The following is a 21,024-nucleotide window of genomic DNA, read 5'->3' as shown; positions in this document are numbered from 1 at the left end:
TATTGACAGGGATCTAATCTAAGAAGGAGAAATTGGTCGTAGGATCACCACCAACCATTAATCTACGCCAATAGAACAACCGGCCTGATTGCATTCAGGCTGGTTGTTTAGCATGACAAACGGAGGAACAAATAATCAACCAAATAATGATCAGATCATGCAGCCCAATGCGGTGCATTTTACAGGAACAATACAAACGAAGTAGAATTATGAAGCTAATCACTTTGCTTTTACTTGCAGGGCTCATGCAGGTAAGCGCCAGTACCTATGCGCAAAAAATTACATTATCAGCCAAAAATGAGGAGCTTATTAATGTTTTTGACCAGATCAGTGATCAGAGCGGTTATGACTTTATGGTAACCAGCTCTATTCTTAAAAAAGCATCCAAAGTAAATATCCAGGTGAAGGATGCCGCCCTCAAAGATGTGCTGGAACTGATCTTTAAAGGCCAGCCGCTTGAATTTACCATCAGGAATAAAACAGTGCTGGTAAAACAAAAGGAACAGGCACAATTAACAGATCCGGGGAATGGCGTAACAGCAACGGTTAATTTTGATGTAAAGGGAAAGGTAGTAGGAGGGGACGGCGCCCCGCTTCCGGGAGCCACCGTAAGGATAAAGGGCAGCCCAAAGCAAACTTTTGCCAATGAGAACGGGGATTTTTATTTGCCGGATGTGCCGGAAAATGCGGTGCTGCTGGTTTCCTTTGTAGGTTATAGAACCATCGCCATAAACGCCGCCGCGGAATTAGGCAGTGTAGCCCTGAACGTGCAAACAGGCGAGCTGAAAGAAATCACCGTTTCTACCGGTTATCAAACACTTTCCAAAGAACGGGTAACAGGTTCCTTTTCCAGCATATCGGCCGGTAAGCTGCAGCAGCAGCGTTTAAGCAGCTTAGGCTCCCTGCTGGAAGGCCGTATACCGGGTTATAATAATGGATTGATCAGGGGCACCACCTCCATGAATGGCGTAACTACTCCATTATATGTGGTAGATGGTTTCCCGGTAGAGAATACACGCTACACAGAAACGGGATCGCTTACAGAAGCGGTGCCCGGCTTAAACCTGGAAGATATAGAAAGCATTACCGTGCTGAAAGATGCCGCCGCAGCATCCATCTACGGCGCCAGAGCTGCTAACGGAGTGGTGGTGATCGTTACCCGTAAAGGTAAAAAAGGGAAACCGCAGATCTCTGCATCCACTACGTTCACTTTTTCCAAACCATACCTGTATACTGGTAACCTTACCAACTCCGCAGATATCGTTGACCTGGAAAAGGAATGGGCTACAGCTAACCCGAATTTAAAAGGACCGGGTGCCGCCGGTTATGCCAGCTCCCTGCTGGATAATATGGCTTATCCCAGCCAGGGCATTAATGCGCTGCTGCGTTATTATGCCGGCACGCTTTCAGAAGCAGATCTTAATACAAAGCTGAACCAGCTGGCATCCGGCGGGTACCAGTATTATGATGATGTTAAAAAATACGCTAAGCGTAATCCCTTTTACCAGCAGCATAATCTGAGCGTGGGCAACTCTACTGAGAGAAATTCATTTTATGCTTCGGTTACCTATCGTCATAACAATTATGAAAATAAATTTGCGAAGGATCAGGTGCTGGGCCTGAACATCAATAATACTTTCAAAGTAAATAAATGGCTGAGCCTTGAGCTGAGCAATTACCTGCAGTATAGTGATGCAAGCACGCAGCAGAATACGCCCTTGTCGCCGGGATACGCCTTTCAGCCTTACGACCGCCTGGTAAATGCAGATGGCAGCCATTTTACTTCCGCTGCTGCTTCCCGCCTGAGTAAGAATACCATGTCGCTGATCAATAACTATCATCTTTACAATATGGACATTACCCCGTTGGATGAGCAGGCCATGAACCTGGGAAAGGACAGGGGTTTCAGCAACCGCTCCTATATAAAGCTGAATGCGGATATTACCAGCTGGTTATCTTATAAATCTACTTTCCAGTATGAATACGCAAATGACCAGTTAGATCAGCTGTACGACAAGAACTCCTATTATGTACGCAGTAAAGTGAATAGCTTTGCCGGGAGCACAGGAGGGGGCGCAACGGTTTTTAATTTACCATACGGCAATATTAATTATTCAGTAAACCAGCGAAACGTAGCCTATAACTTCCGCCAGCAGCTGAATATAGATAAAACCTTCTCAGATAAACATAACCTTACCGCCATAGTAGGCACGGAAACCCGGCAAACCAAGCTGGAATACAATACACGGTACCTGTATAATTATGACCCGGAGGTTTTGACCTATGACCTCATTGATGCCAGGTCGCTGACCAACGTGCAGGGCGCTATACTGGGCGGAGGTAGTTTCAGCGCAAGTGATGTGGCCACACAGCATGAGATCATTAACCGCTTTATATCCATCTATTCCAATGCCGGTTATGCCTACGATAATAAGTACCTGCTCACCGGGAGTATACGCTGGGACCGTTCTAACCTCTGGGGCACCAATTCCAAGTACCAGAATAAACCGCTTTGGTCGGCAGGTGCGGGCTGGAACATCTATAAGGAATCATTCTTTAATGTGAATTGGGTGAACCTGCTGAAGGTGCGTGCATCCTATGGTATCAGCGGTAACATTGCCAAAGACGCCGCTCCTTACATGACGGCATACTACTCTACCAATAACACGGTAGGCGGCTTGCAGGGCACGATTGCTTCCCGTCCTAATCCGTTATTATCCTGGGAAAAAACCACCACTACTAATGTGGGCTTGGACTACGCTATTTTTGATAACCGCCTGAGCGGAACAGTAGATTACTATCATAAACAGGGCAACGACCTGCTGGCCAACACCATGGGTGTACCAACGGAAGGTTTTGGTTATTCAACCTATTCCATTAATAATGGCGCCATGCTTAACCAGGGTATTGAATTATCCCTTTCTGCAGATGTGATCCGCAACAAGGACCTTACCTGGAATGTTACGATGCAGTACGCCCGTAATAAGAACAAGGTTACCTATGTGAATGTGGAGGCGCCGGTTTATTTCCTGCAGCTGGATTATCCCCAGGCTTACCCGCGGATCGGTAATCCCTATAATGCCATTTACAGCTACCGCTGGGCAGGGCTCAGTGAAAAAGGATTGCCGCAGGTATATGATGAAAAAGGCGGAAAAGTGCCTAATTCCCCTGCCACACTGGAATCTATTGTATACAGCGGATCTACCGTACCTGAATACAGCGGTTCATTTAACAGCTCAGTAGCGTACAAAAATTTTGTGCTGTCCTTTTTACTGACTTTTGAAGGAGGCCATAAAATAAGGAATACTTTCCTGCCCATGCTGGGCAATGCCTACAATTCAGCCCTTTTTGGTTATGTATCAGTCATAGGTGTGGTTAATAAAGATATTGAGAACAGGTGGCGCAACCCCGGCGATGAGAACCATACCCAGGTGCCCCGGGCCGTATTTGCAGAAGACCCGGATTACAACAGCCAGAGCTATGATATTTATAAGAACGCGGACATTAATGTGTTGAATGCGTCTAACATGCGCTTGCGCAACATTTCCCTGGCGTATAACCTGCCGGAAAGGGTAAGCCGGAAAGCCGGTGTGGAACATGTAAGACTGCAGTTTAATGCGGAAAACCTGTTTATGATCGCCGCAAATAAAACTGCCAAATATTTATTGGGAGGTTACTATCCGCCCAATTATGTGATGGGTGCTTATCTGAATTTTTAAAAAAACTGGCCGTTAAAAATATTATCGATGAAAAGTATACTGTTAAATACGATCAAGATTGCTGCACTGCTGCTGGTAATAGGTCTGAGCAGCTGTGAAAAATACCTGGACATTGTGCCCAAGGGGAAGAAGATCCCGGCCACCCTGGCCGACTTTGACGCCCTGCTGCGGGATGAATATGGCAACCAGCGCATGGATATTACCCAGGCTATTCTTTTGCTGAATGATAAATTTGAGACTTCCTCAAACCTAAGCTACTACAAGCTGTATAATGCCAATTATAACTGGGATGAAAGTGCAGACCGTATTGCTTTTAATAATAGCGATGAAGGCACATATTATAATGCATACGCCGCCATCTCTACCAGTAACCTGATCATTACCAACGCAGGAACCGCCACAGAAAGCAGTGATGCCGACCGGAAGCAGCTGATTGCACAGGCTAAGATCCTGAGAGCGCTGAACTACTTTGTGCTGGCTAACTATTATGCTGATACCTATGAGGAAGCTACAGCAGCCAGCAAATTATCTGTGCCGCTGATCTTAAGTGCAGATATCGGCGCCGCCTACACGCAGGTGAGCATTAAAGAGCTATATGCCTTTATGCTGAAAGATATTGAAGAAGCCCTCCCGGATCTGCGCGCACAGGGCGCCACCATCCTACATGCAAACCTGGGCAGTGCCTATGCGCTTGCTGCCCGTATCCATCTGCAAATGGGACAATACGCCCAGGCCCTCAGTGCAGCTAATGAAGCGCTGAAGCAAAATGATAAGCTCTACGACTGGACGGAGTTCTACAACAAATACAAAACACAGATTGAAGCGCCGGACCAGTATATCAATGCGCCCTCCCCAATGGGATATGATTTTGTGGAGAACTACAGCTTCCGCCACGGCGTAAGGGAGTATGCCAGCACAGAAGTAAACATCCGTACCGACCGTGCAACACGTTTTGAACAGGGAGATGCCCGGTTTAACTCGCGCTGGAAGTTAAGGACCGTGGGCGCAGATACGTATTACAAAAGCATTACCATAGGTTTTTATAATTATGGCGGGCTTACCACCACAGAAGTATACCTGATCAAAGCAGAATGCCAGGCCCGCCAGGATGATATTTCAGGCGCTATGAATACCTTAAATGCAGTTAGGGTAAAACGGATCCTGCCGCAGTATTATACAGCGCTTTCTGCCGCCACGGTGCAGGATGCAGTAAAGCTGATCCAGCGCACCAAGGGTAATGAGCTGATCCTGGGTATTATGCCTTTTGCAGACATGCGCCGCCTGAATAAAGATCCGGATTATGCACGCACATTAACCAAGAAAGAAAATGGCACCAGCCTTTCGCTTTCGCCAGCCTCTCATTTATGGACCATGCCGTTTCCCCAGGGCGCTATTAAGAACGCCGGAAATGGAACCATCACACAAAACGTAAACAAGTAAAACTTCAAAACATATGAAATTCAATCTCAGAATCGCCCCGTTAATATTATTGCTGTTAGTATTTACATACAGCGGATATGCCCAGTCAAAACCCTTTACCATTAACGGTCTTATAAAAGGATTGCCGGATGGGGCCAAAGTAGAGCTGGTTCCCGGAGCCACCCATCAGGATGAAGCACCCGTGGCAACAGCAACGGTGAGCCAGGGTAAATTTGAATTAAAAGGAGAGCTGCCTGAGCCCCGCCTTTTTTATATACGTTTAACTGAGCCCCGTGGTTATTATTCATTGATGGTACAAAGCGGGGAGATCACCCTGACAGGTGAAGCCCGGCTCTCAGGAAACGGCGGCAATAAATTTTATGAATTTGAGCATGTAGTAGTAAAGGGAAGTGATGCCCATACAAAATTCCTTCAGATAAAAGCGCCGCGGGAAATGCTGGATTCCGTTTACATGGCTAACACGAATGCCAGTAAGGAAATTTCGGAAAAGTTAAACGCAGCTGCCAAAAACAAAGACACCGTATTATTGACGTCTTTGAAGGAAACAGCAGCCTATAAACAAATGGAAGAAAGGGAATCCGCGTTCTTTAAGCAGGTTACAGTTACGTTTGAAAAAATTATCCACGATAATAAAGATACCTGGTGGGGGCCTTTCATGGCACTGGACCTGTACAACTACTTTACCCCAAAGGATAAGCCGATGTACGAGCAATTCTCCCAGGAAGCAAAAGATAGTTATTATGGTAAGCTGCTGGACGAGCAGCTGAACCCAAAAGGTTTTGCAGGGCAACCCGCTCCCTTGCTGGATCTAAAGGCAAGCACCAGCATACCTACGGATATTGCCTCACTGACCAAAGGCCATAAATATGTGCTGGTTGATTTTTGGGCTTCCTGGTGTGGCCCTTGCCGCAGAGCCATTCCTGCTATGAAAAATTCCTATGCAGAATTGCAGGCTAAAGGCGTGCAGATCGTGAGTGTATCTATCGACAAAAAAGAGGCAGACTGGCTGAAGGCGCAGAAAGAAGAACAGCTGCCCTGGCCCAGCTTCCTGGATAAAGGTAAAACTGCCAATGCCTGGAAGATCCGGGCCATCCCCGCCATGTTCTTACTGGATGAAAAAGGAATTGTAGTAGGAGAGAATTTAACCCTGGAAGAGATCCAGGCAAAAATGAAAGAAAACTAAATACGGTCATACACCAGGAATTATATTCCCCTGAAGTCTTTCTGAATGTAAAGGAAGGTTTCAGGGGAATTTTTATAAACTGAAAACCTCACCATAGCTATACCTCACCGGCGGACGACCTTTGTACGCATAAACAAATGAATTATGACAGTACAACATGAAGGGCCGGAAATGGTTAAAGCACTAACGGCAGCAGAACGTAACGCTATAACAGTTTTTTACAGCGCCTGGAAGAAAAAACAGCCGGAGCTGCTGGATGAAGTATGCACCCCTGACTGGCAGGACATTCCCTTAGGACCCGGGCAGGCAGCAGGTCCTAAAGGGTTACAGGATATCATCAGCGGTTTTTCAACCACCTTCCCGGATGTGGAAATTGTGATCCATGAAATTTACGGCACTTATGAGCGCGCCGGTGTGCGTGCCTCCTTTGTATTTACGCACAACAGCGAGTTAATGGGCATTCCGGCTACCGGGAAAAAAGTAGCCCTGGCCCTGCATGAGTTCCACCACTTGAAGGATGGCAGGCTTACGCATACCTGGCACCTGGAAGATTGGTTCGGGCTACTGATGCAAAGCGGTGTTTGGTCAGCAAAATGTTTAGGCGGTAATTAAAAAATAACAGCATCATGAATAAGTTAAATAAAACAGCAGTAGTTACGGGTATCAGCAGCGGAATAGGTTTAGCGCTGACTAAAAAGCTCTTGAACGAAGGTTATAACGTTATCGGCACTACGAGGTCCGGGGTATTAAAAGAGCTCTCACACCCCAGTCTGCAGATCATTGCCTTAGAAGTCACCGACCGGCAAAGCAGTCAGCAGGCTGTTGAACGTATCCTTACATTAACAGGCGGTATTGATCTGCTGATCAACAATGCCGGCGCTGCGCCGGATGTATTTGCCGTGGAGCCGGAGTACCATGCCTTTACACAAACACTCAACACCAACATTACCGGCGTTGTGTTTTTTACAGAACCGTTACTGGAGCATATCAATGAAGGCGGACAGGTAATTTTTATTTCCAGCAATATGGGCCTGCCGGAAAATGCAGCGCCCAACGGTCCTGGTTACCGCTTATCAAAAGCAGCTATTAATATGTACGCAGCCATGCTGGCCACCCGCCTGGCTGATAGCAGCATCCGCGTAATGCCGGTTCACCCGGGCTGGGTACAAACTAAACTGGGCGGAGACCAGGCCCCCTTAACCCCGGAGCAATCGGCTGCAGGCATTTACCAGGGCATTTTAACAAGCACGCAAAGCGGTAAGCTTTGGGATATAACGGCGGCCGCTAACTAATGGGCCGCTATTATCCGCCGCACTACCGGCAATTTTCCCGGAACCAGTAAAAAAAATACAAATTCTGATAAGATGTTGGCTTTACCTGTTTGCGCAATTGCAGTTCACATCATTATTGCATAAGTTTAGTTCAGGAACTAAAACATTGCGTTATGAAAAGACCCAACAGGCGCCGCGACTTCCTGAAGAATATTGCGCTTGGCGGCCTTGGCGCCGGGCTTGCACCCTTAACCCTGCATGCTGAAAGCCATAGAACAGAACGGGAACAAACAAAAAAAGAGAACCCTTCACCGCAGCGCAGGTATAACAGCGCTTACACCGGTGCGTTCAATAATATGATCGCCTTTCCGGTAGGTGGTATTGGTACCGGCATGTTTTGCATGGAAGGTACAGGCGCCATTTCTCATATGTCCGTAAGGCATGTGCCGGAAATTTATCATGAGCCGGCCATGTTTGCAGCAATAAAAATAAAAGGCCATGCACCCCGGGTGCTGGAAGGGAAGGTGCCGGACTGGAAAAAATTCGGGCAGCATGATTCCGGTTTAGGCGGCAGGGGCGGGGCTACCTGGGGATTGCCAAGATTTGCAGCCGCTGAATTTGAAGCAAGATTTCCTTTCGGAAAAGTAAGCATGAAAGATGAAAGTTTACCGCTTTCCGTAAGCATGCAGGCCTGGAATCCTTTTATACCCAATGACGAAAATCATTCAGGATTGCCGGTAGGCGGGCTGGAATATACTTTCAAAAATACCGGCAGCAGCGCGCAGGAGCTGATCTTCTCTTACCACTCCCGCAACTTTATGCAGCAGCAGGGTGCTGCCAATAGTATAGGCGCTATCAGCAATGGTTTTATACTATCTTCTGCAGGTACACAGCAGGCGCCTTCAAAAGAAGGCCATTTTGCCATCTTCACCAATGAGGGGGCAACAGTAGTAGATCATTGCTGGTTCAGGGGCGCCTGGTTTGATCCGCTTTCTATGGTATGGAACACCATAAGCGATGGGCAGCTGAGGAACACACCGCCCGTGAATGCAGATGCACCCGGCGCGTCCCTGTATGTGCCTTTTACACTGGCCCCGGGGCAGCAGAAAACCATCCGCTTAATGATGGCCTGGTATGTGCCGCATTCCACGTTAAGAGTGGGTGAGTTTGACGAACAGGCTGAAGCAGATCACACAGATGCAAGGTATTACCGCCCCTGGTATAGCAACCGTTTCGATAGTGTGCAAAACATTGCGGATTACTGGAAGAAGAATTACGAAACACTGCAGCAAAAGTCGTTACTGTTTCAAAAAGCATTTTATAATTCAACATTGCCGCCGGAGGTTTTAGAAGCAATAGCAGCCAACCTTACCATTTTAAAATCTACTACGGTGATGCGGCCCTATGAAGGCCGGTTCTGGGCCTGGGAAGGTTCCGGCGACAGCTGGGGAAGCTGCCATGGGTCCTGCACACATGTATGGAACTATGCACAGGCAGTACCCCATTTGTTCCCGGTATTGGAAAGAAGCCTGCGGGAAACAGAGTTTAATGAAGATCAGAATGAAGCAGGGCACCAGGTGTTCCGCGCAAATATGCCCATTACAAAAGTGAAACACACTTTTCATTCCGCTGCAGACGGGCAGCTGGGAGGCATTATGAAAGTGTACCGGGAATGGAGGATCATGGGCGATGACCAGTGGCTGCAAACCATGTACCCTGCTGTGAAAAAAAGCCTGGACTATTGTATCAAAACCTGGGACCCTCGGAAAAAAGGCGTAATAGAAGAGCCACATCATAACACCTATGATATAGAGTTCTGGGGCGCTACCGGCATGTGCACCAGCTTTTACCTGGGCGCATTACACGCGTTTACTGAAATGTCGGAACACCTGCAACAGGATGCAGCAGCCTATAAAGACCTGTATAATAAAGGCCGGCAGCAACTGGAAACGGAGCTTTATAACGGTGAATTTTTTATTCAGAAGATCCAGTGGACAGGGTTGAATGCGCCTGATCCGGTAAAGGCGCAATCATTCAGCACGGGTTATTCACCGGAAGCCCTGGAGCTGTTAAAAAAAGAAGGTCCTAAATATCAGTATGGCACCGGCTGTTTATCTGATGGCGTGCTGGGAGCCTGGATAGCACGGGTTTGCGGGCTGGATAATATTATGGATGCGGGTAAAATTAAAAGCCACTTAAACGCGGTGCATAAATACAACCTGCGGCAGGATCTTTCCGCACATGCTAACCCGCAAAGGCCTACGTATGCGCTGGGAAAAGAGGGTGGCCTGCTGCTGTGCTCCTGGCCTAAAGGAGGAAAGCTGTCACTGCCTTTTGTTTACAGCAATGAAGTATGGACGGGTATAGAATACCAGGTAGCATCGCACCTGATCTTTATGGGCGAGGTGGAAAAAGGACTGGATATTGTAAGAACCTGCCGGGACCGGTATAATGGCAAAGTGCGTAACCCGTTCAATGAATATGAATGCGGGCATTGGTATGCAAGGGCAATGTCCAGCTACGGGTTGCTGCAGGCTTTAACCGGCGTACGTTATGATGCAGTTGAAAGAACATTGTATGTGGATTCAAAGGTGGGCGACTTTACCAGCTTCCTGAGCACAGAAAGCGGTTTCGGGAATGTAAGCCAGAAGAATGGAAAGGTGCGGTTTAATGCAGTAAGCGGTAAGCTGGATATAAAAAGGATCGTGGTATCAGGCAAAGAGCAAACGGCATAGAGTTATCTACGTTATTTATTAATCGGCTCTCCTGCCAGTATATTCCTGTGCACCTCACCAGGCAGCACACGGTAAACAGGTATTTTTATTTTTAGCTGATCGCATAACGTTTTTATGCTCTTGTCAATTTCTTCATTTGAATAGCGGGATGAGAAATGTCCCACGATCAGGGTTTCAATATTCAGCCGGGAAACCATTGTTAAAACCTGCTCTAAATTACTGTGTTTATTCCGGTGGGTGTTTGCATGGTTCAGCTCTTGTTCTCCTAAAAAAGTAGCTTCATGGATCAGTATTTTTGTGTTGTTCCATCGTTCAGGATCATCCACCGGCGTATCACCTGAATAGGTTAGTATATTGGTTCTGATCTGCTCTGTCATGCGCTCCTTGCCAATTTCTGCGATCTGCTGTAAGATCTCTTCCTGTGATAAACCGGCGTATTCTTTTTTCAATTTATTTTTTACCTGGTAAACCTGGTAACCGAAACTTTTAAAAACATCTTTTTCTGCCGGCACATGATTATTCCTGATGGATTGCACATACAGGTCATCCTTTATCTGAATGTGTGCATTTTCTTTGATGCCTTTCCAGGTAGTGCCGCTTACATGCGGATCAAAATTTTTTGAAAAGGTTTCTATGGCAGGAAAAGAGCTGGAATTAAAAGGATAGAAGATCCTGGGGAAACCCTCTCTTGCATTCAGCTGGTTGAATTGCAGCAGTCCCGTTAAATGATCCCGGTCTGCATGAGAAATAAAAACGTTATCTATTTTTCTCGCTTTTTGTAGTAACGCAGCCGTGATGCCATCGCCTGCATCAAACAGCAATCCTAATTCTTCAACGAAATACCAGGTTGAAAACAGCGCCGTTGAATATCCTGTGATGGTTAGTTTCATGATAATGTTTCTTAGTAAATATTGCTGGTTTCAGGTAAGTACTCCTACCTATGCGTATGCGCGCGTAGTAAAAATAATTTTTAAAAACATTTTTTTTTACAAAATCAATTTACTTAACTTCAGAATCACAAATTGCAAATCTCAAATAACCCGTCACGTATGGATCAACTTACTTAGAGCCCGTAAACAACCCCGTTCCTGGAATGTGCGCTGAACAACCACCCCATGGCGTAATGACTTCATTGAAAACAGGGGAGGACTGTAATCTAAACCACCGTAACCCTTAACAACCATAACCGTAATTCCCCTTGTATGAGAAAAAGGAAAATTCCCCCTGGTCAGCAATACTGCATTTCTGCTAGTGCTGTGTAAGCATATTTGATCTTTAACCCGGATAAGCCGTAACCGGCTGCCAGCAATGGCGGCAGGGAAAAGCTTTGCCCACAGATCCCGGATTGATCATAACATATCTCTTTAATAGAAGCTGAACAACCGCCCCATGGCTATAGACAGGGGAGGACCCTCATGTAAAAATTTACCATCATGAAAAAAACAAAAGTAGATCTCAGCAAAAAGCTGATGTTTAGCAAAGAAACCGTAGCACAGCTTTCTACTGATCAACAGGCACAGCTGAATGGCGGAGCCGCAACCCTTGTAGCTACCTGCACTATTGACACCCGTTTAATATCCAGCTGCAGGGCTACCAGTCCTGGCCCCGGCCGTCCTTGCTGCATGATCCCTTGATAGCAAGCCCCGACAACTTTAAGGAACAGGGATGAGTGATCCCTGTTCCATTTCATCATCCGAACTGTTTACAGATCTTAAACAGCCGCTGAAAAATGAATAACATAGCAACACAGTTGCGGAACATTTATAACGATCTTATTCCCCTGCTGGATCAGCAGAGATATGATCCCGCCACCAGCAGCAGCTTATTTAAAGGCCCCTGGGGCGCCCTGCTCTTTATGTTCTATTATGAACAGTATGCAGACCAGGAGGCAGATAATGCCGTGCCCCTGCTGCAAAAGCTCTATGCGAATTATACCCCGCATGATGGATTGGATTATTCCTTCTGTACCGGCCATACCGGACCGTTCTGGTTACTGGAACATTTAAACAGGCACGAGTTCCTGGAAACGGATATTGATTCCCTGACCGCTGAATTTATTTCTGCTGCTATTGAACAAAGCCAGCTGCACCTGCAATGGAAGAACTTTGATTTTCTGCACGGCTGCACAGGCATGAGTAATTTTCTGCTGCCTTTCTCCGCCAGGCAGGAGGTGCGTGCACACCTGGAATTTTTAGTACAGCAGCTGCTGGCTGCCAGTAAGGTAACACCCCTGGGCAGAAGCCTTCCCATTTTTTTTACGCCTGATCAACCTGCAGGTACTTATGTAGATGCTTTTAGCCTGGCGCATGGCAGCTGTGCCGCATTAATACTGCTGGCAAAAATATACCGCGCCGGCATTGCCGAAGCTACCTGCAAACAGCTTATCACAGAATGTATAACCTTCATACTGCAGCATAAGATCCCGTTATCAGAAACCGGCCTGCACGCAATGTACCCGGCCATACTGGATGGTAAGCCTGGCAATGCCAATAGCCGCCTGGCATGGTGTTATGGCGATCTGAATGTTGCATGGACCCTATGGTACTGCGGTAAAATACTGGATGAAAAAAGCTGGATGAATGAAGCCCTGGAAATTATGCACTATAATACCCGGCGTTTTACCAATGAAACGGCCGGTGTAATAGATAACTGCATTTGCCATGGATCCAGCGGCATTGCTGCTTTTTACCGGAAGTTCTGGTTTGAAACAAACGATCCGTCTTTTTATGAATGCGCTGCTCATTGGCAAAATAAAGCAACGGAGCTGATTGCTTTTTCGGAAGAGGAAGGTAAGCACGGCATCCGCGTATGGCAGGGCAAGGATAAGTTATGGGATTATTCCTGGGACCTGCTGGATGGCGGCAGTGGCGTAGGATTGTCATTATTATCGCATTTACAGGATCGTCCATTACCGTGGGATGAATGTTTCCTGCTTTCATAAACCACATTTGCTAATGAAAAAGAAGCTGTTATGGCCTTGTTGCATACAGGATTCTTCCTATTAAGAAGTCCGCTTTTTCCTATAACGCAGTACCGCAGGGTATTGGATAATAACCTGCAGGCGCTGGCTAATGAGCACCCGGTTTTCCTGTACGCCCTGGCTGTTGCTTCCGGGGAGCTGCTTAAAGAGCTGGAACGTTACGTTGCCACCCCCGCTGCTTTTACACCTAAAAAAGTGGAAAAGCTGCAACGGGCATTGTATAAATATTGGGTACGGGCTTGTACCCGCAGCACGCCCTATGGACTGTTTGCAGGCTGTACTACCGGAACGGTAAGTGAAACAACTGCCTGGCAGCTGGGGCCACTGGCCCATGTACGCCAGCATGTACGGCTGGATATGGATTATTACACCAGGATCTGTCATCATATTCAACGCTTGCCGGCTGTCCGGGAAGCGCTCACTTTTTATACCAATAACAGCGTTTACAAAAGCGGGGAAAAGTTCAGGTATGCAGAATATATAATTGTCAATAACCGGCGTAAGTACCTGTTAACAGCAGTGGCCGATTCTGTATTTATACAAAAGATCATCCGGGAAGCTGCCTGCGGCTTAACCATACCCGAAATGGTATTGCTGATAACCACTGAAGATGATTCCATTACTATGGAAGAGGCGCGCGCCTTTGTAAATGAGCTGATAGATGCGCAGCTGCTGATTGCAGAAATAGAGCCCCGCATCACAGAAACAGATAACCTGCAGGCTCTTATTAACCGGCTTGCATCCATTGAAGCGGCAGGCCCGGTAAGGGATAACCTGCAGCAGCTGCAACAACTTTTTCAGCAGCAGGATTTTGAACAGGGCCGTTTAGACGCCATTCATGATACCTGCAATAACGCATTCCCCCTGGACCCACCCAAAGATCTGCTGCAGGTAGATCTGTTTAAAACCGCTGCTGCCTGCACCATCAGTGAAAAGCTCTTAGGAAGTATACTGCAGCAAGTGAACCAGTTAATGGCCCTTTGCCATGGATATGCAAAAGGCGGAAACCCGGAGCTGGCGGGTTTTGTGAGCCGCTTCAAGGAACGGTATGAGGCGCAGGAAGTACCGCTTAACCTGGTACTGGATGCTGAAACGGGCATTGGTTACGGCAGTAGCCTTGACAGTATTATTCACGCCCCTTTTGTGGAAGATATAGCTGGCAGTAGTGCTACGGAAAGCGCTGTTACGCTGAGCTGGCCGCCTGTACAGCAATTGTGCCTGGAAAAGTATGAGGATCACCTGCGTAGGGGCGGCCCCGTTACCATCACTGATGAAGAGCTTAAAAAGTTAGGCAACCCGGAAAAGCTGCCCTTTGCACGCAGCAGTTACCTGTTTGGCGCTTTATATGCCAATACTGCCGCAGATGCGGATAACGGCGTTTATACCTTTGCGTTACAATCCATGGGTGGCCCTTCAGCCGCTAACCTGCTGGGCCGCTTTTGCAGCGGGGACCCGCATTTAGCTGCTCATGTATATACCGCACTGGAAGCAGAGGAAGCCGCATACCCGGATGTTATTTTTGCGGAAGTGGTACACTTCCCGGAAGCCCGCGCCGCCAATGTGCTCATCCGCCCGCCTTTGCGCCAGTATGAGATCCCTTACATAGGCATGTCCGGCGTAGCGCCTGCCTGCCAGCTGCCGGTATCGGACCTTATGGTGTCTGTACAGGATAATGAAGTGGTGCTGAGAAGCAAACGCCTGAATAAGCGTATTATTCCGCGACTTAGCTCAGCCCATAACTATGGTTTTAATAGTTTGCCCGTTTATAAATTCCTGTGCGATCTGCAGCATCAGTCGCTGGTATCACATCTTTTCTGGGATTGGGGCATATTAGCAGATCGTCCCAGCCTGCCCAGGGTAACCTATAAGAATATTGTTTTGTGCCGCGCCACCTGGACCATTACGCAAAAAGACCTGGAGGATACAAACCTGCAGCATTTTGAAAAATACCGGCAACAGCAGGGCATCCCAGACCGGGTATTATTATCTGACGCTGATAATGAGCTGTTGCTGGATCTTACACAACCCATAGCGGTTGGCATATTGCTGGATCATATTAAACGTTCCAATGCCGCAACATTAAAAGAGTTCCTGGCAGAGGAGCAGCACGGTATGCTCCGGGATGAAGATAACCAGGTATATGCACATGAGCTGCTGGTACCTTTGATCTGTACTGCAGCAAACACCAACACCTTACCATTGCCTGTAAAACAGCCAACACCCGGTTTAACACGGAGTTTTGCCCCGGGCAGCGAATGGATGTACCTGAAGATCTATTGCGGCTACCGCGTAGCAGAAGAGCTGCTGGCAGGTTACTTTGCGGAGCAGGTACCCTTATGGCAGGAGGATGGGCTGTTTGAACAATTCTTCTTTCTGCGGTATGGCGATCCGCAGCCGCATATCCGCTTACGGTTTTTAAATAAAGCGCATCCCGCTAATAATGATGTGCTTTTACATAACATACAAACAGCCCTGCAGCCTTATATAAGATCCGGGCAGGTGCAAAAAATACAATGTGATACTTATGTACGGGAAATAGAGCGCTACACCGCCGCAGCCATGCTGCAAAGCGAGGAGCTGTTCTTTGCAGACAGCATAGCGGTATTAGGCATTATCAGTTTGCTGGAAGGTCCTGCAGGCGAGGATTACCGATGGAAGCTGGCCCTGCGGGGTATGGATCTGATGTTGGATGATTTTGGGTTAACGCTGCCGGAAAGAAAACAATTGCTGGGTTTTTTAAGAGCAGCTTTTGTTACAGAGTTTGGCGGAGGGGAGCTGCTGCATAAGCCCCTCAATGACAAATACCGCAGACACCAGCAGCAGATCTCGTCTTACCTCAACGCTGCAGATGATGAGGGGAATGATATTTCCGAAGCAGTGGCTTTTTTTCAGCAACGCACACAGGCGGCAGCGCCACTGGCTTTGCAGATGCGGATGGATTGCGGATCGCCGGAAGAATACCAGCGCATTGTTGCCGCCCATCTGCATATGTTCATGAACCGCTTATTTATTGGCAAACAAAGGAAGTATGAGCTGGTGCTGTATCATTTCCTGGAAAAATATTATTTATCACAGCTGGCGCTGGAAGCCGTAACAAAATAATGGGATTCTTTTTCTATAAACAGATGGATGCTATGGATTGCGGACCTACCTGCCTGCGCATGGTAGCCCGCCACTATGGCCGCAGTTATTCGCTGGAATACCTGCGGCAGCAGGCAAGCATTACCCGGGAAGGTGTGAGCTTACTGGGTATTAGCGAGGCAGCTGAAAAAATAGGCTTCCGTACCAATGCAGTGCGCATCACCTTTGAGCAGCTGGATGAGCAGGTAGACCTGCCCTGCATACTCCATTGGAACCAGCAGCATTTTGTAGTATTACCCCCGCAGGAATATAACCGGCATAAAAAACGGGATAAGATCCTGGTGGCTGATCCGGGGCATGGATTGGTAAAGGTGGACAAAGAAACCTTTCTTGAATGCTGGCAGGGAAACAGTAACACCGGCGCCATCCTGATGCTGGAACCTACCGCGGCCTTTTACCAAAAGGAAGCCATGAGGGAAACCGCCACCGGTTTCCGTTTCCTGTTCAATTACATAAAACCCTATCGCAAATATATTGTCCAGTTATTTTTAAGCGTGCTGGTGGCAAGCGTGCTGTCACTGATCCTGCCTTTTCTTACCCAAAGTTTGGTAGACTACGGCATTAACCGTAATAACACAGGTTTCGTATACCTGGTGCTGGTATCCCAGCTCTTATTATTTGCAGGCTCCACCGCCATTGAAATGATCCGCAGCTGGATCCTGCTGCACATGAACAGCCGTATCAACATTCACATTATTTCCGATTTCCTGATCAAGCTAATGAAGCTGCCCATCCGTTTTTTTGATACAAAAATGATCGGCGACATTCACCAGCGCATAGGCGACCATACCCGTATACAGAATTTCCTGACCGGTACTACACTGTCCACTCTTTTTTCTTTTGTGAACCTGTTGGTGTTTACCGCGGTGCTGGCCGTGTACAGCCTGAAGATATTGCTGGTGTTTGTGCTGTTCAGCGCCGCTGCTATTGGCTGGATATTCTTTTTCCTGCGGCGCCGTAAAGCGCTGGACTATAAACGGTTTCAGCGCATGAGTGAGAACGAGAATATTTTATTTGAGCTGATCACCGGCATGCAGGAGATCAAATTAAATAATTGCGAAACAGCCCGGCGCTGGGAGTGGGAACAGGTGCAGGCAGGGCTTTTTAAAGTGAATGTAAAGAACCTGGCATTAGGGCAATACCAGCAGCTTGGTTCGGTTTTTTTTCACCAGCTGAAGAATATCCTGATCTCTTTTATAACTGCCCGGGAAGTCATGAACGGGCATCTTACGCTGGGCATGATGTTATCTGTGAGCTACATCATAGGACAGATGAACAGCCCCCTGGATCAGCTGTTAACCTTTATACAATCCGCCCAGGATGCTAAAATGAGCCTGGACCGCTTAGGCGAAATTCATAACCGGCAGAATGAAGAAAAGCCCGGCCAGGAAGCGCTGCCGGCAGGCAATGGCGGAATACGCCTGGAAAATGTATCCTTCCAGTACGGGGCAAAACAATCCCCTTTTATTTTAAAGAACATTAACCTGGTGATACCGGAAGGAAAGGTGACCGCTATTGTGGGCACCAGCGGCAGCGGTAAAACCACCCTGCTGAAATTGCTGCTGCAGTTCTATGAGCCTGGTGCAGGGCAGGTATGGGTGGGCAACAGGCGTTTACAGGAAATATCGCCCCGCTGGTGGCGGAGGCAGTGCGGCAATGTAATGCAGGATGGTTTTATTTTTTCAGGTTCTATTGCAAAGAACATTGCTATCAGTGATGAAAAACCTGACAAGCATAAATTAATACATGCGGCGGAAGCAGCCAACATACGCGGTTTTATTGAAGAGCTGCCACTGGGTTACCAGACCAAGATCGGAAATGCAGGCGGCGGCATCAGCGCAGGACAAAAACAGCGTATACAAATTGCGCGCGCCATTTATAAAAATCCCCGTTACCTATTTTTTGATGAAGCTACCAGCGCGCTGGATGCCAACAATGAAAGCATTATTATGCGTAACCTGGAAGCGCTTTTTGAAGGAAAAACAGTAGTGGTGATCGCACACAGGTTAAGCACGGTAAAACATGCAGACCAGATCGTAGTGCTGGAAAAAGGCGAGATCGTAGAAGTAGGAACGCATGCCGCCCTTACCGCACAAAAGGGAAATTATTTTGAGCTGGTAAAAAATCAATTGGAGCTGGGAGGATAATATAACATGCCAGATACGCAACAACATACCACCCCGTTAAATGGCCATGCCACTCATCACTCCCTGGAAGAGGTGCGGAGTGAAGTCGTACAGGAGATCATGGGGAAAATGCCGCCCTGGATCATCCGCATTGGTATTTACCTGGTGGCGCTGTTAACAGCAGCAGCATTGGCAGGTGCCTGGTTCTTTCATTACCCGGAGATTGTAGCAGCGCCTGTAGTGGTCAGGCAACAGCTGGCTACAGCTAACATTCCGGCAGCAGCTGCCTGGAAAGTAAAAAACGGTCAGCAGGTATTGATAAAGCTCACAGCGTATCCGCAGGAGGAGTTTGGAATGCTGCAGGGTACTGTAACCGGTATATATGCTGCTAAAACCGGAGCCGGATTTTATGCGGATATACAGTTAACGCATGGCCGGGTTACCAGCGCTGGTAAAGAGATTCCGCCCCATCCGCAGCTGGATGGCGCCGCCGAAATTACAACAGAGGATAAAAGCATAGCAGCGCGGTTATTTGGTAAGTTATGGGAAATGAAATAGCTATTCCCGCCCCTCAATAAGCTGGAAGAAAGGCTCCCGGTAAGTATCGCCGATCGGTATTACATGATCGCCGATGAAGATGCGGTTCCGTTCAATAGTATCTGTTTTTTCCAGGGAAACAATATAGGATTTATGCACCCGCACAAACCTGGACGCCGGCAGTATCTTCTCCATGCGTTTCATATTCTGCAGGGTAATGATCTTTTCAGCAGTAGTTTGTATGGCAATATAATCTTTAAGGCCTTCCACAAACAGGATCTCTGATAGCTGCACCTTTACCATTTTATTATCGGTTTTCACAAAAATAAAATTGGGCAGTTCTGCTGCAGGCTTTTCATAGGGTGCAAGGGGCTGGCTGGGGCGTAGGGCGCTGAGCGCTTTTTGCGCAGCTTTATAAAAACGTTCGTAGGCAACAGGTTTCAGCAGGTAATCCAGCACATCATGCTCATAACCGTCCAGCGCATACTGCGGGTAGGCGGTAGTGAATATAACAAGGGCTTTGCCATGAATGATCTTCATGAACTGCAGGCCGTTCAGCTGGGGCATTTGAATGTCCAGGAACACCAGGTCTGCCCCGCCGCTTTCCACCAGGGGCAAGGCATCCAGCACCTGGCTGGTGCTGTATACCAGCTCCAGGAAAGGGGTTTTATGAATGTAATCGGTTATCACATCCAGTGCCAGCAGTTCATCATCTATTGCAATACAGCGTAATTTTTGCATAGGCTAGGCCAGTTTCAGCTTAAGTTCACAAATGTAATGCGTTCCGTTATTATTGACCGTTAATGTATGCCGGCCGGGGTACAGCAGCTCCAGCCTGCGTTTGATGTTGGTGATGCCAATGCCGCCTGTTTGATCCTTTCCCTGCGCATTTATGCGGTTCTGCACATAAAGCTGCAGCAGGTCCGGTTCAAGGCTCACCTGTATAAGCACCGGGTCAGCGGCATTATGCAGCTCGCCGTGTTTAAAGGCATTTTCCACAAAAGCGATCAGCAGCAGCGGCGCTATCTGCTGGTGCTGCGTATTGCCTTCCACCAGCAGATCCGCATAGATGGTTTCTTTAAAACGCATTTTTTGTAATGCTACAAAATTGTCCAGGTATTGCAGCTCCTTTTCCAGCGGAACAAGTTTGTCCTCCGTATCATACAGCATATACCGCATGATCTCCGATAGCTTCAGGATGGCAGCCGGCGCTTTTTCTGACTGCTGGTAGGAGAGGGAGTAAATGCTGTTTAAGGTGTTGAACAGGAAATGCGGGTAGATCTGCGATTTCAGGAAGGAGATCTCCGCGGTGAAATGTTGTTTTTCCAGCTCTCTTTGCTGCCGCTGCAGGTGGTACCAGTTTTCTATAAAACGTACCAGGCTGGCTATTATAACCCATACGCCAAAACGAAGGTAATTGTCTTTGAAATAAAAGGTATAAGTAAGCTCCTGGAAATAATTCCGGAATCCAAACAGGCGCAGGAATAATACCTCTTCCACCAGGTAACGGAGCGCGACGACGGTGATCACCAGCAGGGCAACGCTCAGCAGCCATGCAGCATATCTTTTTTTTGCCAGCAGCCTGGGATGCAGCCATTTATAGTTGACATAAAAGCTGGCCAGTTTGAGCGCTGTAAAAGAGAGCATGAAAATGCTAAGGTCCAGATCAATATCAATGTCCAGGTAAAGGTTCATGACCGTTACCCCAAAAAAAAGCAATAAGCTGAAAAGTATTTTTCTATGCTGATCTGTCATAATACCATGATTGATCCCAAAGTTACCGGGAAGCTGCCTGGCCCTGCTCTTTCTTCGACAAACTACCCTTTCTGTCCGACCAACAGGCCGGCCCTGGTTGGTCGGGCCCGGGAGATGGTTGGTATAATTGAAGTCGC

General features: G+C 47.6%; 14 protein-coding genes. 11 read left to right on the top strand and 3 right to left on the bottom strand.

Translation table 11 applies throughout. The features are described from left to right. Positions 1-209 precede the first annotated feature (209 nt). From KVT36_RS15765 to KVT36_RS15740, 6 genes are all read left to right on the top strand, one after another. Complete coding sequence (locus KVT36_RS15765; protein ID WP_217604438.1) at positions 210-3,719, top strand: SusC/RagA family TonB-linked outer membrane protein; 3,510 nt, start codon at positions 210-212, stop codon at positions 3,717-3,719. Positions 3,720-3,746: 27 nt separating this feature from the next. Then, positions 3,747-5,159 (top strand): RagB/SusD family nutrient uptake outer membrane protein, encoded by a 1,413-nt coding sequence (locus KVT36_RS15760; RefSeq protein WP_217604437.1) that lies wholly within the window; start codon positions 3,747-3,749, stop codon positions 5,157-5,159. Between the two features lie 13 nt (positions 5,160-5,172). Then, positions 5,173-6,342 carry a TlpA disulfide reductase family protein gene (locus KVT36_RS15755; protein WP_217604436.1) on the top strand — a complete coding sequence of 390 codons (1,170 nt, stop codon included), beginning with the start codon at positions 5,173-5,175 and terminating at the stop codon, positions 6,340-6,342. A gap of 144 nt (positions 6,343-6,486) precedes the next feature. Beyond that, complete coding sequence (locus KVT36_RS15750) at positions 6,487-6,954, top strand: ester cyclase (protein WP_217604435.1); 468 nt, start codon at positions 6,487-6,489, stop codon at positions 6,952-6,954. A 14-nt stretch (positions 6,955-6,968) separates the two neighbouring features. Continuing rightward, positions 6,969-7,634: an SDR family NAD(P)-dependent oxidoreductase gene (locus KVT36_RS15745; RefSeq protein ID WP_217604434.1), complete on the top strand. Its 666-nt coding sequence runs from the start codon at positions 6,969-6,971 to the stop codon at positions 7,632-7,634. A 152-nt stretch (positions 7,635-7,786) separates the two neighbouring features. After that, positions 7,787-10,348 carry a GH116 family glycosyl hydrolase gene (locus tag KVT36_RS15740; RefSeq protein ID WP_217604433.1) on the top strand — a complete coding sequence of 854 codons (2,562 nt, stop codon included), beginning with the start codon at positions 7,787-7,789 and terminating at the stop codon, positions 10,346-10,348. An 11-nt stretch (positions 10,349-10,359) separates the two neighbouring features. Here KVT36_RS15740 and KVT36_RS15735 read toward each other — a convergent pair whose 3' ends face one another. After that, entirely contained in the window at positions 10,360-11,238 is an 879-nt protein-coding gene (locus tag KVT36_RS15735) for an MBL fold metallo-hydrolase (protein ID WP_217604432.1), read from the bottom strand. 543 nt (positions 11,239-11,781) lie between these two features. Between KVT36_RS15735 and KVT36_RS15730 the strand changes: the two genes are divergently transcribed. The 5 genes from KVT36_RS15730 (at position 11,782) to KVT36_RS15710 (ending at position 19,153) form a co-directional block, all read left to right on the top strand. After that, positions 11,782-11,982 (top strand): class I lanthipeptide, encoded by a 201-nt coding sequence (locus KVT36_RS15730; RefSeq protein WP_217604431.1) that lies wholly within the window; start codon positions 11,782-11,784, stop codon positions 11,980-11,982. A 95-nt stretch (positions 11,983-12,077) separates the two neighbouring features. Continuing rightward, on the top strand, positions 12,078-13,289 hold the full coding sequence (locus KVT36_RS15725; RefSeq protein ID WP_217604430.1) for a lanthionine synthetase C family protein: 1,212 nt from the start codon (positions 12,078-12,080) through the stop codon (positions 13,287-13,289). Between the two features lie 30 nt (positions 13,290-13,319). Further along, complete coding sequence (locus tag KVT36_RS15720; protein WP_217604429.1) at positions 13,320-16,430, top strand: lantibiotic dehydratase; 3,111 nt, start codon at positions 13,320-13,322, stop codon at positions 16,428-16,430. Continuing rightward, the gene (locus KVT36_RS15715) at positions 16,430-18,616 is read left to right on the top strand and encodes a peptidase domain-containing ABC transporter (protein WP_217604428.1); all 2,187 of its coding nucleotides are present in this window, start codon (positions 16,430-16,432) and stop codon (positions 18,614-18,616) included. Before KVT36_RS15720 ends, KVT36_RS15715 begins: the two co-directional genes overlap by 1 nt. Before the next feature lie 6 nt (positions 18,617-18,622). Beyond that, complete coding sequence (locus tag KVT36_RS15710; RefSeq protein WP_217604427.1) at positions 18,623-19,153, top strand: HlyD family secretion protein; 531 nt, start codon at positions 18,623-18,625, stop codon at positions 19,151-19,153. Here KVT36_RS15710 and KVT36_RS15705 read toward each other — a convergent pair whose 3' ends face one another. Both KVT36_RS15705 and KVT36_RS15700 read right to left on the bottom strand, forming a co-directional pair. After that, positions 19,154-19,873, bottom strand: coding sequence for a LytTR family DNA-binding domain-containing protein (locus tag KVT36_RS15705; protein WP_217604426.1), 720 nt, complete (start codon positions 19,871-19,873; stop codon positions 19,154-19,156). Between the two features lie 3 nt (positions 19,874-19,876). After that, the gene (locus KVT36_RS15700; protein WP_217604425.1) at positions 19,877-20,887 is read right to left on the bottom strand and encodes a sensor histidine kinase; all 1,011 of its coding nucleotides are present in this window, start codon (positions 20,885-20,887) and stop codon (positions 19,877-19,879) included. Positions 20,888-21,024 lie beyond the last annotated feature (137 nt).

This window comes from Chitinophaga sp. GbtcB8 (assembly GCF_019091455.1).
Classification (GTDB): Bacteria; Bacteroidota; Bacteroidia; order Chitinophagales; family Chitinophagaceae; genus Chitinophaga.
The sequence above is the reverse complement of the archived record's forward strand: the minus strand, read 5'-3'. Positions and strand labels throughout refer to the sequence as shown.